The 16,820-nt window shown below is 44.2% G+C and carries 16 protein-coding genes; 13 read left to right on the top strand and 3 right to left on the bottom strand.

Going from position 1 to position 16,820, the window contains the following annotated elements; genetic code table 11:
• Positions 1-266 precede the first annotated feature (266 nt).
• The 12 genes from G493_RS0102965 to dusB all read left to right on the top strand — a co-directional run bounded on the left by G493_RS0102965 (position 267) and on the right by dusB (position 11,705).
• Entirely contained in the window at positions 267-734 is a 468-nt protein-coding gene (locus G493_RS0102965) for a chemotaxis protein CheW (RefSeq protein ID WP_028579177.1), read from the top strand.
• A gap of 20 nt (positions 735-754) precedes the next feature.
• Positions 755-1,882 (top strand): protein-glutamate methylesterase/protein-glutamine glutaminase, encoded by a 1,128-nt coding sequence (locus G493_RS0102970; protein WP_028579178.1) that lies wholly within the window; start codon positions 755-757, stop codon positions 1,880-1,882.
• A gap of 89 nt (positions 1,883-1,971) precedes the next feature.
• Positions 1,972-2,808, top strand: coding sequence for a CheR family methyltransferase (locus G493_RS0102975; RefSeq protein ID WP_028579179.1), 837 nt, complete (start codon positions 1,972-1,974; stop codon positions 2,806-2,808).
• A gap of 62 nt (positions 2,809-2,870) precedes the next feature.
• Positions 2,871-3,437: a response regulator gene (locus tag G493_RS0102980; RefSeq protein ID WP_028579180.1), complete on the top strand. Its 567-nt coding sequence runs from the start codon at positions 2,871-2,873 to the stop codon at positions 3,435-3,437.
• Positions 3,438-3,461: 24 nt separating this feature from the next.
• Positions 3,462-3,839, top strand: coding sequence for a MazG nucleotide pyrophosphohydrolase domain-containing protein (locus G493_RS0102985; RefSeq protein ID WP_028579181.1), 378 nt, complete (start codon positions 3,462-3,464; stop codon positions 3,837-3,839).
• Between the two features lie 126 nt (positions 3,840-3,965).
• Positions 3,966-4,400, top strand: coding sequence for a 30S ribosomal protein S6 (rpsF, locus tag G493_RS0102990; protein ID WP_028579182.1), 435 nt, complete (start codon positions 3,966-3,968; stop codon positions 4,398-4,400).
• A gap of 43 nt (positions 4,401-4,443) precedes the next feature.
• A complete protein-coding gene (gene rpsR / locus G493_RS0102995) occupies positions 4,444-4,683 on the top strand; it encodes a 30S ribosomal protein S18 (RefSeq protein ID WP_028579183.1) in 240 nt (79 codons plus the stop codon).
• 185 nt (positions 4,684-4,868) lie between these two features.
• Entirely contained in the window at positions 4,869-5,333 is a 465-nt protein-coding gene (rplI, locus tag G493_RS0103000) for a 50S ribosomal protein L9 (protein WP_028579184.1), read from the top strand.
• A gap of 410 nt (positions 5,334-5,743) precedes the next feature.
• Entirely contained in the window at positions 5,744-7,147 is a 1,404-nt protein-coding gene (gene dnaB / locus G493_RS0103005; RefSeq protein WP_084813396.1) for a replicative DNA helicase, read from the top strand.
• Positions 7,148-7,194: 47 nt separating this feature from the next.
• Positions 7,195-9,672 (top strand): leucine--tRNA ligase, encoded by a 2,478-nt coding sequence (gene leuS / locus G493_RS0103010; RefSeq protein ID WP_035273308.1) that lies wholly within the window; start codon positions 7,195-7,197, stop codon positions 9,670-9,672.
• Between the two features lie 433 nt (positions 9,673-10,105).
• Positions 10,106-10,666 (top strand): LPS assembly lipoprotein LptE, encoded by a 561-nt coding sequence (lptE, locus tag G493_RS0103020; protein ID WP_028579187.1) that lies wholly within the window; start codon positions 10,106-10,108, stop codon positions 10,664-10,666.
• 73 nt (positions 10,667-10,739) lie between these two features.
• A complete protein-coding gene (gene dusB / locus G493_RS27545) occupies positions 10,740-11,705 on the top strand; it encodes a tRNA dihydrouridine synthase DusB (protein ID WP_035273414.1) in 966 nt (321 codons plus the stop codon).
• Positions 11,706-11,730: 25 nt separating this feature from the next.
• On the opposite strand, the gene G493_RS31715 is transcribed toward dusB, so the two are convergent.
• The 3 genes from G493_RS31715 to G493_RS0103040 form a co-directional block, all read right to left on the bottom strand.
• The gene (locus G493_RS31715; protein WP_161629784.1) at positions 11,731-12,510 is read right to left on the bottom strand and encodes a tetratricopeptide repeat protein; all 780 of its coding nucleotides are present in this window, start codon (positions 12,508-12,510) and stop codon (positions 11,731-11,733) included.
• A 182-nt stretch (positions 12,511-12,692) separates the two neighbouring features.
• The gene (locus tag G493_RS0103035; protein WP_028579188.1) at positions 12,693-14,969 is read right to left on the bottom strand and encodes a nitric oxide reductase activation protein NorD; all 2,277 of its coding nucleotides are present in this window, start codon (positions 14,967-14,969) and stop codon (positions 12,693-12,695) included.
• Between the two features lie 12 nt (positions 14,970-14,981).
• Positions 14,982-15,794: a CbbQ/NirQ/NorQ/GpvN family protein gene (locus tag G493_RS0103040; protein WP_028579189.1), complete on the bottom strand. Its 813-nt coding sequence runs from the start codon at positions 15,792-15,794 to the stop codon at positions 14,982-14,984.
• 164 nt (positions 15,795-15,958) lie between these two features.
• Between G493_RS0103040 and G493_RS0103045 the strand changes: the two genes are divergently transcribed.
• Positions 15,959-16,819, top strand: coding sequence for a PHP domain-containing protein (locus tag G493_RS0103045; protein WP_028579190.1), 861 nt, complete (start codon positions 15,959-15,961; stop codon positions 16,817-16,819).
• The last annotated feature ends 1 nt before the right edge of the window (position 16,820 follow it).

Genomic DNA, 16,820 nt, shown 5'->3' on the forward strand with positions numbered 1-16,820 from the left:
GCCTGCCGAACCAGTCTTTTCGACTCGTAGCCGTTTCGATGAGACTGGTTAAACTTTCAGCTAATCGCTTAGAAATACCGGTACAAATACAGACTATGGTTCACCAGGTATTGAACCCTAACGAATAACCAAGCGGAAGTCGCAACTGCTTTTGAAGCTGGCATTGAAAGATAAACTTATCAGTATGAGCAACATTACGTATCTCTATTCCTGTTTATCTCTTAAAATATAATAGGGTAGATATATAATTGTGTGGAGATAAAAGTATGAATGAAACCAAGGTGAACAAGACGGTTATCGAGTTGGCGACCTTTTATGTAGGCGATGCCTTGTGCGGCATGGATATCCTGAAGGTACAGGAAATAAACAAGCTCATGGAAATGACCAAGGTCCCTCAGGCACCAGAATATGTTCTGGGTATCCTGAATCTTCGGGGTCAGATCGTGACTATCATTGATCTTCGTAGAAAATTAGGATTGGGTACCACCAATCTAGGCAACGATCCTAGAAATATCATTGTCAATGCACCAGGAGAGCACATTGGTCTGCTGGTAAAAAGCATCAGTGATGTTGTCATGGCAGATCCTGATAAAATTGAACCTGCACCGGCAAATATGAGTGGAATACAGGGAACCTTCTTTACGGGCGTATATAAAACAGAAAATAAACTTATCGGTATTCTGGATACAAAAGAAGTACTTCGTCTGGAAACCGAAAATATAAACAGAGTGTAAACTTGCTATAGAATTTCTCCATGCTCAAAAAGAATATCAAAGTTCTGGTCGTTGACGATACAATCGTATATCGCAAAGCTGTCAGTGACATTCTCCAGGAGATTCCTGGGGTTGAAGTTGTCGGCGTTGCCCATAACGGTCAAATCGCAGTTTCCAAAATAAAAGCCCTCAAACCTGATTTGCTTACCCTGGATATTGAAATGCCGCAAATGAATGGGATTGAGGTTTTGCAGTATCTGCAGAAAAACGCTCCTGAAATTTCTGCTATCATGGTCTCTACGCTTACCTCAGAAGGTGGAGATATGACTATGAAAGCCTTGGAGCTAGGAGCGTATGACTTTATACTTAAACCAACCTCGACAAATATTACTGAAAGCAAAAAGTATTTACGTGAAAACCTTTCACCTCTGATAAAAGCATTCCAGACAGGCAGAACCGCCATAGGTTCAATCCAAGCTACAAGAACACCGATCGGCAGAAGCATAACCAATGGATTCACAGGTTCACCTTACAGCCAAAACGGCAAATTCGTAAAAGAATCGCAACCGGCTTCTCCTGTCAAACGAAAAGGGAAATCGGAAATCATAACCATTGGCATATCGACTGGTGGCCCCAATGCCCTCGCAAAGATGATGCCCATGCTCCCGAAAGATATAGGTGTACCCATTCTCATAGTTCAACATATGCCACCTGTATTCACAAAATCCCTGGCAAACAGTTTGAACCAAAAATGTGCCATACAGGTTAAAGAGGCAGAGGACAGGGAACCTATCAGAGCTAATACCGCTTATATAGCGCCCGGAGGTAAGCAGATGAAACTGGTAGCGGCTCATGATGGCACGAACCGACTGATAAAACTAACAAACGATCCACCGGAAAATTCTTGCAAGCCTTCAGCTGACTACCTTTTTCGATCAATAGGTGACTACTATGTAGGAAGAACCACTGCAGTTATCATGACCGGTATGGGATCTGATGGCACCAAAGGATTACAAGTTCTGAAACAAAAAGGAGCATTTATCATTGGCCAGGATGAAGCCTCCTGTGTTGTTTACGGTATGCCTAAGGCACCTGCTGAACTTGGACTCCTGGACCGTGTCGTTCCTCTGGAAAAAATAGCTGATGCAATTATTCAGTCAGTTCGATAGGCACCAACAATACCTATCACACATGGCCTTGCATAGAAGCATATGGTATGTACACATCAAGCAGATAAACCCATTACCACCCAGACCTGATGCTTAAGATCAAACCGGAAGAAATAAAGACAATTACCCAATATATCTACGATATATCCGGTATTCATCTTGACGCAAGCAAAAAATATCTTCTTGAAACGCGTCTTAACAGCATTGCAGAACAGCAAAACTGCGCCAGCTATCAGGACCTATATAGAAAGGCGAAGGCTGATAGAAGCCAGAAACTTGAACGTCAAATCATAGATGCAATTTCAACTAACGAAACGCTCTTCTTTCGTGATACAGGACCTTTTGAATTGCTTAGACATAAAATTTTCCCTGAGTTGATAGACAATCGCACCCCAAAGGTTCCAACGTTAAAAACCAACCTCCGTATATGGAGTGCAGCTTGTTCAACTGGTCAGGAAATCTATTCGGTGGCTATTGTTTTAAAAGAACTTCTTGGGGATCTCTCTAAATATTCTATCAAACTCATGGGTACTGATATTTCAGATGCCGCCATTTCACAGGCTAGCAATGCCAGATATAATAAATTTGAAATAGAGAGAGGACTAAGTAAGGATAAACTCACAAAATATTTCACTACATCAGGAAGTCATTGGAAAGTCAAAGATGACATTCGAGCCATGGCTACATTTCGTAAAATCAATTTGATGCAGCCGTTCACCGGTATCGGTAAATTTGATATTATTCTGTGTAGAAACGTAGCTATCTACTTCACCCTTGAAGACCGAAAAAAACTGTTCAATAAATTAGCAAACGCTCTTGAGCCTGATGGCTATCTTATTATTGGATCAACAGAATCATTAACCGGGGTATGTCCGAGATTTGTCCCCAAAAGACATTTACGGTTTCTCTTTTATCAATTGAAATAAACTTAACCATTGATTTAAAACTACCTCAATTTATTCAACAGGTATGAGGTTGAGGACTTACAATGCAAAACATGAAAATACTGATTGCTGACGATGACCCTGTAATCAGAAGATTATTTGAAAGTAGACTGACAAAACAAGGCTATGATGTCACTGTCGTTGAAGACGGTGTTTCAGCTGCCCGTCTTTTGGATAAAACTGCATTTGACGTTATCATTACAGATCTTGTTATGCCTGGTGATGTCGGAGGATTGGAACTCCTGCAAATAGCAAAGGAAAGCAGTGTCGGCACAGAGGTGATAGTTATCACAGCCCATTCTTCCATTGACACCGCCGTCGACGCCATGAAGAAAGGCGCCGTGGATTACCTGGAAAAACCAATTAATTTTGATGAGCTGTTTCTTCGTCTGGGTAAAATTCAGGAAGTCAGAACTCTCGTGAAAAATGCAGGAGACCTGAGAGAAGCAATGGATGTAACGGAGCACGCAGCTTCATCTACCATTCAAAACCTTGAGATTACCTGCGGTGATTTGCAAATAAAGATGGAACGCGTTAAAGATGCCCTTGAAGATATAAACCTTGATGATAAAGAGCGAGTTGATAAGGCTCTACAGATCATTTACAAGTAACAAGAGTATTGGAGTTCCTCCTCAATGAATTCAGACGTACCGTTATCCGATTTACTTGCCACTATTGCAACCTTGCGTGGGGAGCAAGGTTGTCCATGGGATAAAAAACAGACTCCTCAGTCCCTGAAGAAATACCTTTTGGAAGAATGCCGTGAGCTTGCTGAAGCCATTGATAATGATGACCAGGGCAATATCTGCGAAGAAATAGGCGACATGTATTTTATACTTGGAATGTTGTCGACCATGTATGCTGAAGCAGGAATTTTCCCACTGGATATGCCGCTCAAAAAGATTAACGAAAAAATGATTCGCCGTCACCCCCACGTATTTGCCGGAACCTCCTACAACAGCGAAGAAGACCTGTGTAGGCAATGGGAAACCATTAAAAGTGGCGAAAAATAGGTCAACTTCAATTAGCTCTTGACTTCATGCCAGTCCTTTTGTAAATAATTTACCCTTCAACATAACCTTCTCGCTCTCATCATAGGGATTAGAAGCGAGGGCCATTATTGACCAAGAGGAGGAATCATGCGTCATTACGAGACCACCTATATACTGCGCCCAAATCTCGGCGAAGACCAATTCAACGAAATTATTGAGCGTACAAATGCGCTTATCACCAACGATGGAGGAGAAATTATATCCCTGGATCGTTGGGGTATGAAAAGACTCGCATATGAAATCAAAAAAGAAATTCAAGGGTACTATGTTTATGTAAACTATGCTGCACCCGGCACCACAATCGAAGAGCTTGAACGTATCTTTAGAATTGATGATCGTCTGCTTCGCTTTCTCACTGTAAAACTCAATGATGCCATGGATGAAGCTGCAATTGCTGAGGAGAGGGAAAGACTCGCTCAGAAAGCTGCTGCCAAACAGGCCGCTGAAGATGAAGAAGCATCTGATGAAGATGCCGACGACGATTCAGATGATATGGATGATGACTCATCTGAAGAAGAATAAGCTACAGGAACCCGAACAGCTATCGAATTGAAGGAGTTTACTTATGGCACACCCTAAAAGAGTTTTTTCCAGACGTCGTGTTTGCAGATTCTGCACAGACAAAGAAATCACCATTGACTATAAAGATCCAAAGACTTTAAAAGGTTTTCTTACAGAACGTGGTAAAATTATTCCTCGACGAATCTATGGAACCTGTGCAAGCCATCAGCGTCAACTGACTGAAGCTGTTAAGAGAGCTCGTCAGCTCGCGTTGCTGCCTTATTCAGGAAATACCCAGTTCTAAGCGAGATTTTACATACCTTTTTCACCTTACGAAGCAGGTATTGAATAACCGTTCATAACGGCGGGGATGTCTTTTGATCTCCGCCATATATAACAGAACACAATAGAATAATTACAGTCTGAACGTAGCAATTTCATATTCGTTCTACGAACAGGCTGTACCGTATAGCAGAGAGGAAGCCATCCATGGAGATCATACTCAAAGAAACTATTGATACTCTCGGCCAAGAAGGAGAGATCGTCAAAGTTAAGCCTGGATATGCCCGTAACTACCTTATTCCACAAAAAAAGGCAGTCCTGGTTACTGACGAGAATCTTGCATCGCTTGAAGCTGAGAAACAAGCGATCGCGGATCGTCTTGAAGCAGAGCGAAAAGAAACCGAAAAAATGTCTGCAAAACTTGCAGGTAAGGTTTTAGTTATTCAAAAACGTGTTGGTGACGAAAACCGTTTGTTTGGTTCTGTCACCACCGCTGAGATTGCAGAAGCCCTGGAAAAAGAAGGGGTGCAGATTGATAAAAAAGTTATTCTGCTTAAAACTGCGATTAAAGCCATTGGCGAATACACAATATCTGTGAAGGTCGGCTATCAGACTACTGCAGACATTAAAGTTCAGGTTGTCCCCGAACAGCTTGAAAAAGCGGCATCCTAACAGGAAATATGCCTGTATACAGTAGCATGGTAGCTAAAGCGTATAACGCTTTGATAGCGTTAAAGCAGATATTTTCATGTGCCTTTACAAAATATAAGCACAGAGGATAATTGCGCTTGGTCGCGTTTTCTTAAGGGGGTAAAAGTTAAGCAAAGCCTTTTTTACTCCAAGCTTTTGAACCAGCAAACGTGACTTCCATGTTGCAGTTAATCCTTGTTCAGGGTTACTTACAGATGCCTTTTCTCATTGAGAAAAGGCATTTGTATTTTCAACGTGCATAAAAAGAGGAACTCAGTATATATTGAATGCCTGTCCATTTTTTACCTGATTATAATGAGTTCTGATTTAAGTTAGTCCATTTCGCATCTTGCGAAAAGGTTTTATAAAAATTCGGTTTTTCCTAATATATCATGAGAGATCCGGGCTCACCTATACAAGCCGTCACAGCACAACCGCCTGCACCTTCCTCCCGGATGCTGCCACCACAAAATCTCGAAGCTGAGCAAGCTGTACTCGGGACGGTCCTGTTGCAGGATAAAGCACTTTTGAAAATTGTAGAAATTCTTGAACCAAGGGATTTCTATCGCCAGGCACATCAAACCATTTTTTCTGCAATGGTTCTGCTTTTTGAAAAAGGCGAACCCCATGATCTTATCACAGTAACAAGTCTGCTCAACGATCAGAACAAGCTCGAAGAAATAGGTGGTGCAGGGTATCTTGCCTCATTAACGGACATTATCCCCTTTTCCGGCACCCTTGTCCATCATGCTCAAATAATAAGAAAAAAATCCGTTCTGCGCAGGCTCATCAAAACCACATCTGAGGTTGCTGCCCGTTGTTATGACACCCAGGATGATATTGATTCGCTTGTCGATGAGGCTGAACGAACCATCTTTGAAATTGCTCAATCCAAAAGCGGCCAAGGCTTTCAGCCTATGTCCTCAATCGTTCCAAAGGCCTTTGACCGTATAACAAAATTATTTGATCGCCAGGAGCATATTACAGGTGTCGCCACAGGCTATGAAGAACTTGATCGAATGACAGCAGGCATGCAGCCCGCTGATATGATCGTTCTTGCAGCCCGTCCATCAATGGGAAAAACAGCCCTGGCCTTGAACATTGTGCAACATGCGGCACTGGTAGAAAAAACTCCTGTTGCAGTGTTTTCCCTGGAGATGTCTATGGAATCTCTAGCGCTACGTATGCTTTGTTCCATAGGCCGCGTAGACTCGCAGCGCATGCGTACAGGGAGGCTTCTTGACTCAGATTGGCCCAAACTTACCAGAGCCACAGGCATGCTTGCTGAATCCAAAATCTTCATTGATGATACCGCAGGTATTACCATACTTGAAATGCGGGCCAAGGCAAGACGCCTTAAATCAGAACATGATATCGGTATGGTCGTGATTGACTACCTTCAACTCATGCAGGGGAAGAGCGGTGTAGAGAACAGAGCACAGGAAATTTCAGATATTTCACGCTCGCTGAAAGCCATGGCCAAGGAGCTTGATGTACCGGTAATAGCATTATCTCAGCTGAATCGAAGCCTGGAAAACAGAACAGATAAACGGCCACAACTCGCGGATCTCCGTGAATCTGGGGCAATCGAACAGGATGCTGACGTAATCATGTTCATTTATAGAGATGAAGTGTATAACAAAGCAGAAGACAATCCCAATAAGGGAATAGCCGAGCTCATTGTCGGCAAACAGCGAAATGGCCCAACCGGGACGGTAAAACTTACTTTCCTCGGTCAGTATACGACCTTTGAAACATACACGAATCTCACACCACCGCCGCATGACTTTCATTAATAAAACTGTTATTTAGGTTAATCAACACATTCATCACACACACCCCCATGGATATACAAGAAAAATACGATTTTCAGCGCATTGAAAACAAATGGCAACAACGTTGGGAAGAAACGAAACCGTACAAAACACATCACAATGATACCCGTGATAAATACTATGTTCTCGAAATGTTTCCTTACCCTTCGGGACGTATCCATATGGGGCACGTGCGGAACTATAGTATTGGTGATGTCATTGCCCGTTACAAAAGGCTTCAGGGGATGAATGTCCTACATCCCATGGGATGGGACGCATTTGGCCTGCCCGCCGAAAACGCTGCCATGAAGCATGGAGTTCACCCTGCATCCTGGACCTATGACAACATTGATTACATGCGCAATCAACTCAAAGCCATGGGACTCAGTTACGACTGGGATCGGGAACTCGCCACCTGCAACCCCAAATATTATAAATGGGAGCAATTGGTTTTCCTGAAAATGCTTGAAAAAGGTCTGATATACAGAAAGGAAACCACTGTCAACTGGTGTGATGACTGTCAGACCGTGCTTGCCAGGGAACAGGTTATTGATGGAGCTTGCTGGCGCTGTGATCAGCCCGTTTTTCCAAAAACCATGCATGGCTGGTTTTTTAAAATTACCGATTATGCCGATGAACTGCTCGATGATTTAGACAAGCTCACAGGATGGCCTGAAAAAGTCGTTACCATGCAACGTAACTGGATAGGCAAATCCACCGGTCTCGCCTGTGACTTTCAAATAGACGGCATGGATGATTCCATTACCATCTTTACCACCAGACCTGACACCATTCATGGTGTTACCTTTATGTCCCTTGCAGTTGAGCATCCACTTGTCTCAAAACTCATTGCAGGTGGAAAACATGAGCAAGAGGTCAATGCATTCATTGAAACCACCATTCTGGAAAAACAGCGCTCAAGCGTTGATCATGAACCAGAAAAAAAGGGCGTTTTCACAGGACAGTATTGCATTAACCCCTTCACCGGTGACAAAGTACCTATATATGTGGCCAATTTTGTTTTGATGGAATATGGGACAGGCGCAGTTATGGCCGTTCCCGCCCATGATCAACGGGATTTCGAATTTGCACGCAATTATTCATTGCCCATTCGAGTGGTGGTACAACCTGATAACAAAGAGCTTGATCCTGATACCATGGAAGAAGCCAGTACAGAACCTGGGGTACTGGTAAGTTCCGGCAAATTTGACGGAATTGACTCTGAACGGGCTAAACAGCAAATAATAGCCCATGCCCAGGAACACGGTTTTGGTAAGCCACATATTACTTATCGCCTTCGGGACTGGGGTATTTCAAGGCAACGCTACTGGGGTGCTCCAATTCCCATTATTCACTGCGAAGATTGCGGCATTGTACCTGTCCCGGAAAATGAACTTCCTGTCGTGCTTCCGGGCACCGGCGACACAAATGGTAATCATGCGCCCTTGCATCAACAGGAAGATTTTTACACGACGACCTGCCCCAAATGTGGTAAACCGGCAAAAAGAGAAACAGATACCATGGACACCTTTGTTGAATCATCCTGGTATTTTATACGATACACAGACCCTCGATTTACCGAGGGACCTGTTGAACCACAGGCTGCCAAATACTGGTTGTCCGTTGACCAGTACATTGGTGGTGTCGAACATGCAATTCTTCACCTGCTCTATTCCCGCTTCTTTACCAAGGTTTTACGGGATTTAGGCTATGTATCCGTTGATGAGCCATTTACCAACCTGCTTACCCAGGGAATGGTGATCAAAGATGGATCCAAGATGTCAAAATCCAAGGGTAATGTAGTTGATCCCAATGAACTGATCGACCAATTCGGGGCAGATACGGTACGTCTTTTTTCTTTGTTTGCTGCTCCTCCCGAGCGTGACCTTGACTGGAATCCACAAGGTGTGGAAGGTGCTTCACGATTTCTGAATCGCGTGTATCGCCTGGTGGTCCAGCAACAACAATGTTTCAACGAAGAAAATAGTGTCAAGGTTGATGAGTTGGATGAAACCTCCAAACAGCTGTTTCGAAAAACACATCAGACCATAGCCCGAGTTACTGACAGCATTGAAGCAAACTTTCACTTTAACACCGCTATCTCCGGTATTATGGAGTTGGTAAATCTCTTGAATGCTTCGCTCAACGACGCCAAAAAACTCCATAATGGAGTTATCCGGGAGACCTTGGAGACGGTACTCATCCTTCTTTTTCCTATGGTCCCTCATTTCTGCGAAGAGCTTTGGGAACAGACCGGACATCCACATACCTTAGATCATGCAAGGTGGCCCGTTTATAATAAGGAAGTCGCCAAAGAGGAAGAACTGACTATAGTAGTCCAGATAAATGGGAAAGTAAGAGCCAAACTCCAGGTACCAGCCGAAATCAGCGATGCAGAGCTTGAACAGCAGGCCCTCGCCAATGAACGTACTCGCTCCTTTCTTGGTGAAAGAATACCAAAAAAAGTTATTGTGGTTAAAAAGAAACTTGTTAATATTGTCGGCTAGGAGTCCGTCGGAAAACTGTTATTGTTTCTCAGGTCAAGGCATTTTCAGGAAATCAAGCCCATCCATATAGCTGATATTCTGAAGATTAACTTTTGAAGAGAAGACAGATCTCTGCCCAAAAGGCTATTTATTGACAGGCACCGGCTAACTGGTGTCTCTCAGAGAGCAGTTTTTCCGGTTCCATGTTTTCCTCCGCACCAGGCGGAATCCAAAATTTTGACATGGAAATATAAAACTCTCTTTGCCTGGCAAGTATAATACCTTGGTATAGGCAGTTCAAGTGCATCACAGTGTTCCGTTCAGACAGTCCTGACTATTCAGTTTACTGTTTGGGAACACCGCTAAACAATACCGGGAAAGCCATTGAGTAATGTTGGCCTACCTCCGGTTTTAAATGTTATTTCACCCCAGGACCTTAATAAGGAGAATACGCGTGACCATCCATCGATTGCAGATATGTCTGTTTGCGTTGATTACACTTTGTCTAACCAGCTGCAGTGCGTACTACTTTCCTCACGTCTACCATGGTCCGGAACGTACCATTTATATGCCAACCTGGCAAAACCGCACGAACAAACTCGGCCTTGATGCAAAAATCTACCAGGAGCTCTCTCGCTGGTTCAGGAAGGCAGACTCCGTCAACTTGACTAAAGATCGTGAAAGTGCTGACCTCATTCTTGCAGGCGAAATTAATTACATAGAATTACCAAGTGTTTCATGGGATGGAAGTGGCTCTGCTACAGATGTCAAAGTGAGACTGGGTGTCCGTTATGTCCTTAAGGATATACAATCAGGTGAAATCCTCTGGGAAAAACCAAAAGAAATCTGGACTGAAGATTACACTTCGTCAACCATCAATGCTGCAGTTGAAGACGAAGCACTTGATGAAATTGTTAGCGATCTGTCTGAGTCGATTTATCTGGGTATCCTGAAAAGACTACGCGATCAGGATAAAAAGCAAGTTCAGGAATCGGCTGTTACGCCAGCAGAATAATCATCTATCCAAGCAATATACGTGCGGGCACTGCAGCAAACGTACTGTAGTGCCCTTTTCTTTTGTTGACCTCATGACTACCACTCCCCTTTCGATTGGCTCATTACGCCTTGATTCATTTTATATCCTTGCTCCCCTTGCCGGGTATACGGATCTTGCATTTCGTTTACTGTGCCGTGAATACGGCGCCGGACTCGTTTTTTCCGAAATGATAAGCTGTCACGGACTTGTCTATGGACAAAAAAATACCCTTGTCCTCTTGGAAAGTCATCCAGCGGAACGACCGTTCGGTATCCAACTCTTTGGGGCTGATCCTGAAGTCATGGGAAAAGCGGCAGCTATAGCTTCACAGCACCCAGCGGATCTGCTGGATATCAATATGGGGTGCCCTGTACGTAAGGTCACGAAGCGAGGTTCAGGTTCTGCACTCATGAAAACACCGGATCTGGCGCGACAAATTATCCAATCTGTGTGTGCCAATACCCACCTGCCTGTTACGGTTAAAATCAGAACAGGATGGACCCACGAAACAATTAATGCTGTTGCATTCGCGCAGATGGCTCAAGAAGCAGGAGCTTCAGCTATTACAGTTCATGGAAGAACATGGTCCATGGGATTTTCCGGTGAGGCAGATTGGGATATTATTGCTCAGGTCAAGCAGGCAGTTACCATCCCTGTCATTGGTAACGGTGATGTGCTCAGTTATCAAGAGGGATTAGAGAAAAAAGAAAAAACCGGTTGTGATGGTATAATGATTGGTAGAGGGGCTTTAGGAAACCCATGGGTCTTTTCTCCTTCCGGAAGGCCAGATTCCCTTGAATTGCGCTTGCAGGCACTGTTTCGCTACATGGAACTGGCTACAGAATTTATGCCAACTCAAAAAATGCTGTTTCGCATTAAAAACCACGCGTCCCGATATTTTTCAGAACTCCATGGAGCTGGAGCAATACGGAAGGAAATTAATCAATGTGCCACCTGTGAGGATTTATGTAGGTTCTTTAAGCGTATAGCTCAGACAGGCAACACAGAACTCATGTAAAGGATGCTGTGCTTTGTTGTATTTCTCAAGGCATGGCGGGCTCAAAGGTTGCAGACGCCTCCTGCTCTATTTTTTCAATTTTGTTATAAATTTCCACAGATAAAGCCTGGGCTTTATTTAACTCCTCCCAACTCATTTCTGCCATCAAACCATTGCGGGCCAACTGGGCACCTGTATTGCCACGACTGGCTGCCAGAGAGTACCATGCATAGCCTGTAGCCCTGTCCACTGAAGTTCCTGCCCCTGTGGCGTACATAAGGCCAACATTGTACATGGCCATATTATCTCCTTTCAGCGCAGCAGCGGTGTACAAGGAAAGTGCTTTTTTTAAATCCTGCGTCCCGGCCAGACCGTGATAATATATATAGGCCAGATCATTCAACGCATTCAGACGCCCGGCATCTGATGCTGAAGTAAGCCATTTTTTGGCTTCCTGATAATTTTGGGGCACGCCATCTCCGCGCAAGTACATTCGCCCAAGAATGTCCATAGATTCTGGAGTTACCTTGCCTTGCCTGGCAGCTTTCAATAACCACTTAAAAGCCTCGCGTGCGTTAGGATCCGTACCTAATCCTTTATAGAGCATACCACCGGAAATATATTGAGCTTCTGCGTCTCCCAGGTTTGCGGCCTGAAGATATAATCGCAAGGCTTTTGCATAATTTACCGGCCTGCCTTTGCCGACATAATGCTTGTACGCTTCAACCTTGAACCTGGTAGCCTGCTCAATCGTACTTTGCGCATCTGAACTTACCACATTGCCCAAGCTGATCATCAGCAGCACAGGCAATATCTTTGGTAACATTTTCAGCAGTAGCCTCATAGATTCCCCCAAATACTTACAGCAAAATATTACAATCATCTTCTTCAGTATATTTCATGGCCGGTACCTGTGCATAAACACCTTATTCAGGTTCAAGGACTGGGAAGCGACCTCCCTGGTTGATCCCATACATTGGGCCGACTCATATCCCTGCAAAAGGTTCATTATGAAGTAAGACCACGGTAAATCTCAGGCATCAATGCGGGTAACCGTTGAATATTATCTACAAATATATAATTAGCCGGCCCATACATATATGCCATATAATCTTGCGCATGCTTGTCTATGGTGATACCAAAAGGATGAATGCCTGCTGCCTTTGCTTCAAACAGTGCATGACGAGTATCTTCAATGGCATAATCTCCTTTATAGTCATCATAATCTTCAGGTTTACCATCAGTAAGCAAAATCATGAGTTTCAGGCGGGCCTCTACACCAGCCAACAGAGATGTGGTATGACGAATGGCAGGTGCCATGCGGGTATATTCTTTAGGACCAATTGCAGCAATACGTTCCCTGACTTTAACAGAATATGGTTCCTGAATGCCCTTTACAGGATACATTTCACAACGCAAACGCCTCATACCTGAAAATCCATAGATTGCATATCGATCATCCAGCATTTCCATAGCTTCACAAATCAGAACCAATGCTTCTTTGATTGAACGTCCCACCCATCCTTCGGTGGAGTTGGACATATCAACGAGAAAATACACAGCAATATCTCTTTCATCACGTTGTAAACGGATAAAGACTCTGTCTGACGGGGGATATCCTGCCTGTCTATCGGCAATGGCTTCAATCAGTGCGTCCACATCAATGTCATCACCATCGCGCTGACGTCTGACAAATCTTTCAACTGTCTGTAATTGTTCAAACTGATAACGTAAGCGATAAATATGTCCCTGGTATTTTTCAAGTGTATCAGAGATAAAGGTTGAACTCACAGGCGCAAGCTCTTTTTCTGTGAGCACACACCAGTTTTTTCTGTACCCTTTTCTCCGGAAATCCCACTCATCATACATCATGGGTTCCTGTTTACTCTCATCACCGTCATGCGCATCCGGTCCAACGGAAGGAGCTTTTGCCATCGCTCCAGCCTTGCCTGCAGCGCTGGAGACATATTCTGTTGGCAAATGTCCGTAATCTTCCAGAATTTCTCTGGTCAATGCAGCCAACTCTTCGCTCAAAGCAACCTCTTCGTTATCAATAACAATGTGGGTAACCTCTCCTTGCTCCTGGGCTTCGTCACTCTTATGCTCCTGATTGCATAATACCATGGCTTGATCAGCCTGGCTCTGATCGCAATCCATTGCGGCTGTTTCGCCTATCGCATCATTATCGGTTTCCGGTACTACCTCCTCTTTAAGAAGAAGGGTCGCAAGAGCCTCTATAAACCGTTGTTTACGAGCTGCTTTCCGTTGAGAAATAACCTTAACGATCTTGTCAAGATCCGGTTGCCCCTGAAATAGCGGAGGAGTGTAGAGATATTGCTCGTAACTATCCTCAGGTATCAGCTCATATGCCCTGGCAGCAAGGCTGATACTTAAATCCTGACAGCCCTCTTTTGATTGACATCTGTCGACCATGGCAGCAAATCCGGGTATAGCCTCTGACAGAAGTACATCAGGCAGTTGCCCCTGATTGGTAAATAATTCCTTATGTAATGTTTCAAGGAGCGTACGGTTATGGGAATCAATAGCATAACAATCTGAAATCAGGGGTGTAATCCGCTGCATCAAGCCAGGCAATTCACTGCGCAAATAGCTTTCAACCCGTACACTCTCCCAAAAAAGAAACAGGTGCCTGATAAGGTCCGGTTGTTCAAACTTATGAAAAAATATTTCCAGAGGATGTGTGTCGTGATCACGAACAGCGCCGCGAATATGCAGAGACTTAAGAGCTACAGTGGCCCATTGATAGGATACAATGAACTTATACAGGAGAAAAGCCTGCTCTCGATTATGGAAGACCTTGATTTCAGGGGGAAGGTAAATAGACGCAGTGTCCGTATGGACGATGGAACTTGGTATAAGCAACATCTCCCGGCCGTGCAATCCATTAACATAAGGCTGCAATCTCTTAGCTGCCTCCTCCAGTGTCAGGCCGCCATAACCGTTCAGCAGCGGGGTAAAACTCTTAATTTCATCGATAAATATTCTCGCAGCACGTAAACCGCCTGTTTCATATTGATCCAGCAGTGAACGAATCCAAATGGCAATTCTTCCTGGTGCTATGTGAGTGATAATATCCTTTGAATGAGACAGGTAAGCAAAACATAATGAATGGGAAACAGACCATACGACCGGTACCTGATCCATCACCCTGTCGATATCTTCCTGTTTTTCGTCAACCAGAGCTGTTAAAGACTCCTCGACATCCCATTCATTTGGCAAGCTCGGGTAAACAAGTTCATAAAAACGTTTCGTAAGTGTTTGCATGTACCTATCCAATCAGAACAAGGAAGTGACCATCTCCTCAAGAGCCCCCTGCAATTCAGGATCATCTGTTAACGCTTCTGTAACCGCCACCCGGCAGGCATCCTGAATATTAATACCACTGCACATCAGTTTTCCTGCCTGAATAAGCAACCGGGTACTTGCCCCTTCAGGGAGCCCTGAATCCTTTAATCCCCGTGTCATATGAGCCAGCTTAACCAGGGACAGGGCCATTTTTTTGTCAACACAGCTCTCGGTCTCAACAATTCTGGCTTCAAGTTCTATGTCCGGATAATTAAATGAAAGTGCCACAAATCGTTGCCTGGTTGATGGTTTAAGATCTTTGAGTACGCTCTGATAGCCTGGATTATAGGAAACTGTGAGCATAAACTCATCAGGCGCAGTTACTAATTCCCCTTTCTTTTCAACCGGAAGCTCCCTGCGATCATCTGCAAGAGGATGAATAACTACAGTCGTGTCTTTTCGGGCTTCCACCACCTCATCCAGATAACAGATAGCGCCTTTCCGTACTGCGAGTGTCAGCGGCCCGTCATTCCAGACAGCCTCACCGGATCGTATCAGAAAACGGCCTACCAGGTCACTGGTTGATAAATCATCATGGCAAGATACAGTAATAAGTGGACGCCGCAATTTCCATGCAAGATACTGCATAAAACGCGTTTTGCCACAACCCGTCGGTCCTTTGAGCAAAAGAGGGAGACGGTTCAAATAGGCGGCTTCAGCTATTTCAATTTCATTCCCTGTTGGTAGATAATAGGGTTTTTCGAGTATCAGGTGTTCGTCAATACGATGTTCTCTATCAGGCATGAACAGTAATCTCCAGAATATATATTTTTAGAAATACTCTAAGTAAATAATTCCAAAAGACAACTCATGTTTTCCAACATGATATTTGATGGTTGCACAAAGCACTAGCCATGGGTACTGTGAATTATACTCTCAATACACATTAACCTCTTTCTCTTCAAACCATGTGCATAGACCTTCATACCCATTCCATTTTCTCCGATGGCAGCCTGCAGCCTGAAGAATTGGTAGACCTCGCCCTGCATAGGGGGGTTCGTGTCCTTTCTCTGACAGATCACGATACCGTCGAAGGGCAGGCCGATATGATACGATATGGCTCGGAAAAAGGGCTGGAAATCATACCGGGTATCGAGGTAAGCGCATGCTATGGTAAAAATAGCGTTCATATCCTGGGATATGGAATAGATTTTCGCAGCACCGAGCTATTAACCTGGCTGGAAAGGTTGCAGGATGGCCGTGAGGAACGCAACATAAAAATTGTGAAATCTTTGCAGGACGCCGGCATAGATATAAACCTGCAGGAAGTGAAAGAAGGTTCCGTCCAGGGCTTGACTGGCCGGCCTCATATTGCGCAATTGTTGATCGAGAAGCGTGTTGTCCGTAATTTCGATGAAGCTTTCAGGCGCTATCTTGGCAGAGGTCAACCTGCCTGGCATAAACGTTTCTGCTATTCAGCCATAGATACCATAGCCATGATCCATAATCTTGGAGGCATTGCTGTAATCGCCCATCCGGGACAACTTGATCCCCAGGGAAAAACTCTGCCGGCAATACTGCGTGAACTTCAACTCCGCGGACTGGATGGCGTTGAAGTCTATTATCCGTCCCACTCGAGAAAGCTAAAGAAGAAGTTATTACAGCTCTGTCAGGATATAAACCTGGTCGTTACAGGAGGAAGTGACTATCATGGCGAGACGCGTCCCCTGCATATGATGGCCGGAGAACAACATAACTTTTGTCCACCTGATGAACTCTATGCTCCTATCCTGAAGAAAATAACTGAGCAAAGAAATAAACTCTCATAAC

The sequence above is a fragment of the Desulfogranum japonicum DSM 18378 genome (genome assembly GCF_000429945.1).
GTDB lineage: Bacteria > Desulfobacterota > Desulfobulbia > Desulfobulbales > Desulfobulbaceae > Desulfogranum > Desulfogranum japonicum.

What these genes read in the sequence shown, in the direction of transcription:
- G493_RS0103035 (WP_028579188.1), bottom strand. Translation starts at nt 14,969, where the DNA reads ATGCAAACACTTACGAAACGTTTTTATGAACTTGTTTACCCGAGCTTG.
- rplI (WP_028579184.1), top strand. Translation starts at nt 4,869, where the DNA reads ATGGAGATCATACTCAAAGAAACTATTGATACTCTCGGCCAAGAAGGA.
- G493_RS0102965 (WP_028579177.1), top strand. Translation starts at nt 267, where the DNA reads ATGAATGAAACCAAGGTGAACAAGACGGTTATCGAGTTGGCGACCTTT.
- rpsR (WP_028579183.1), top strand. Translation starts at nt 4,444, where the DNA reads ATGGCACACCCTAAAAGAGTTTTTTCCAGACGTCGTGTTTGCAGATTC.
- G493_RS0102985 (WP_028579181.1), top strand. Translation starts at nt 3,462, where the DNA reads ATGAATTCAGACGTACCGTTATCCGATTTACTTGCCACTATTGCAACC.
- rpsF (WP_028579182.1), top strand. Translation starts at nt 3,966, where the DNA reads ATGCGTCATTACGAGACCACCTATATACTGCGCCCAAATCTCGGCGAA.
- G493_RS31715 (WP_161629784.1), bottom strand. Translation starts at nt 12,510, where the DNA reads ATGTTACCAAAGATATTGCCTGTGCTGCTGATGATCAGCTTGGGCAAT.
- G493_RS0102970 (WP_028579178.1), top strand. Translation starts at nt 755, where the DNA reads ATGCTCAAAAAGAATATCAAAGTTCTGGTCGTTGACGATACAATCGTA.
- G493_RS0102980 (WP_028579180.1), top strand. Translation starts at nt 2,871, where the DNA reads ATGCAAAACATGAAAATACTGATTGCTGACGATGACCCTGTAATCAGA.
- leuS (WP_035273308.1), top strand. Translation starts at nt 7,195, where the DNA reads ATGGATATACAAGAAAAATACGATTTTCAGCGCATTGAAAACAAATGG.
- G493_RS0103040 (WP_028579189.1), bottom strand. Translation starts at nt 15,794, where the DNA reads ATGCCTGATAGAGAACATCGTATTGACGAACACCTGATACTCGAAAAA.
- G493_RS0102975 (WP_028579179.1), top strand. Translation starts at nt 1,972, where the DNA reads ATGCTTAAGATCAAACCGGAAGAAATAAAGACAATTACCCAATATATC.
- G493_RS0103045 (WP_028579190.1), top strand. Translation starts at nt 15,959, where the DNA reads ATGTGCATAGACCTTCATACCCATTCCATTTTCTCCGATGGCAGCCTG.
- dusB (WP_035273414.1), top strand. Translation starts at nt 10,740, where the DNA reads ATGACTACCACTCCCCTTTCGATTGGCTCATTACGCCTTGATTCATTT.
- dnaB (WP_084813396.1), top strand. Translation starts at nt 5,744, where the DNA reads ATGAGAGATCCGGGCTCACCTATACAAGCCGTCACAGCACAACCGCCT.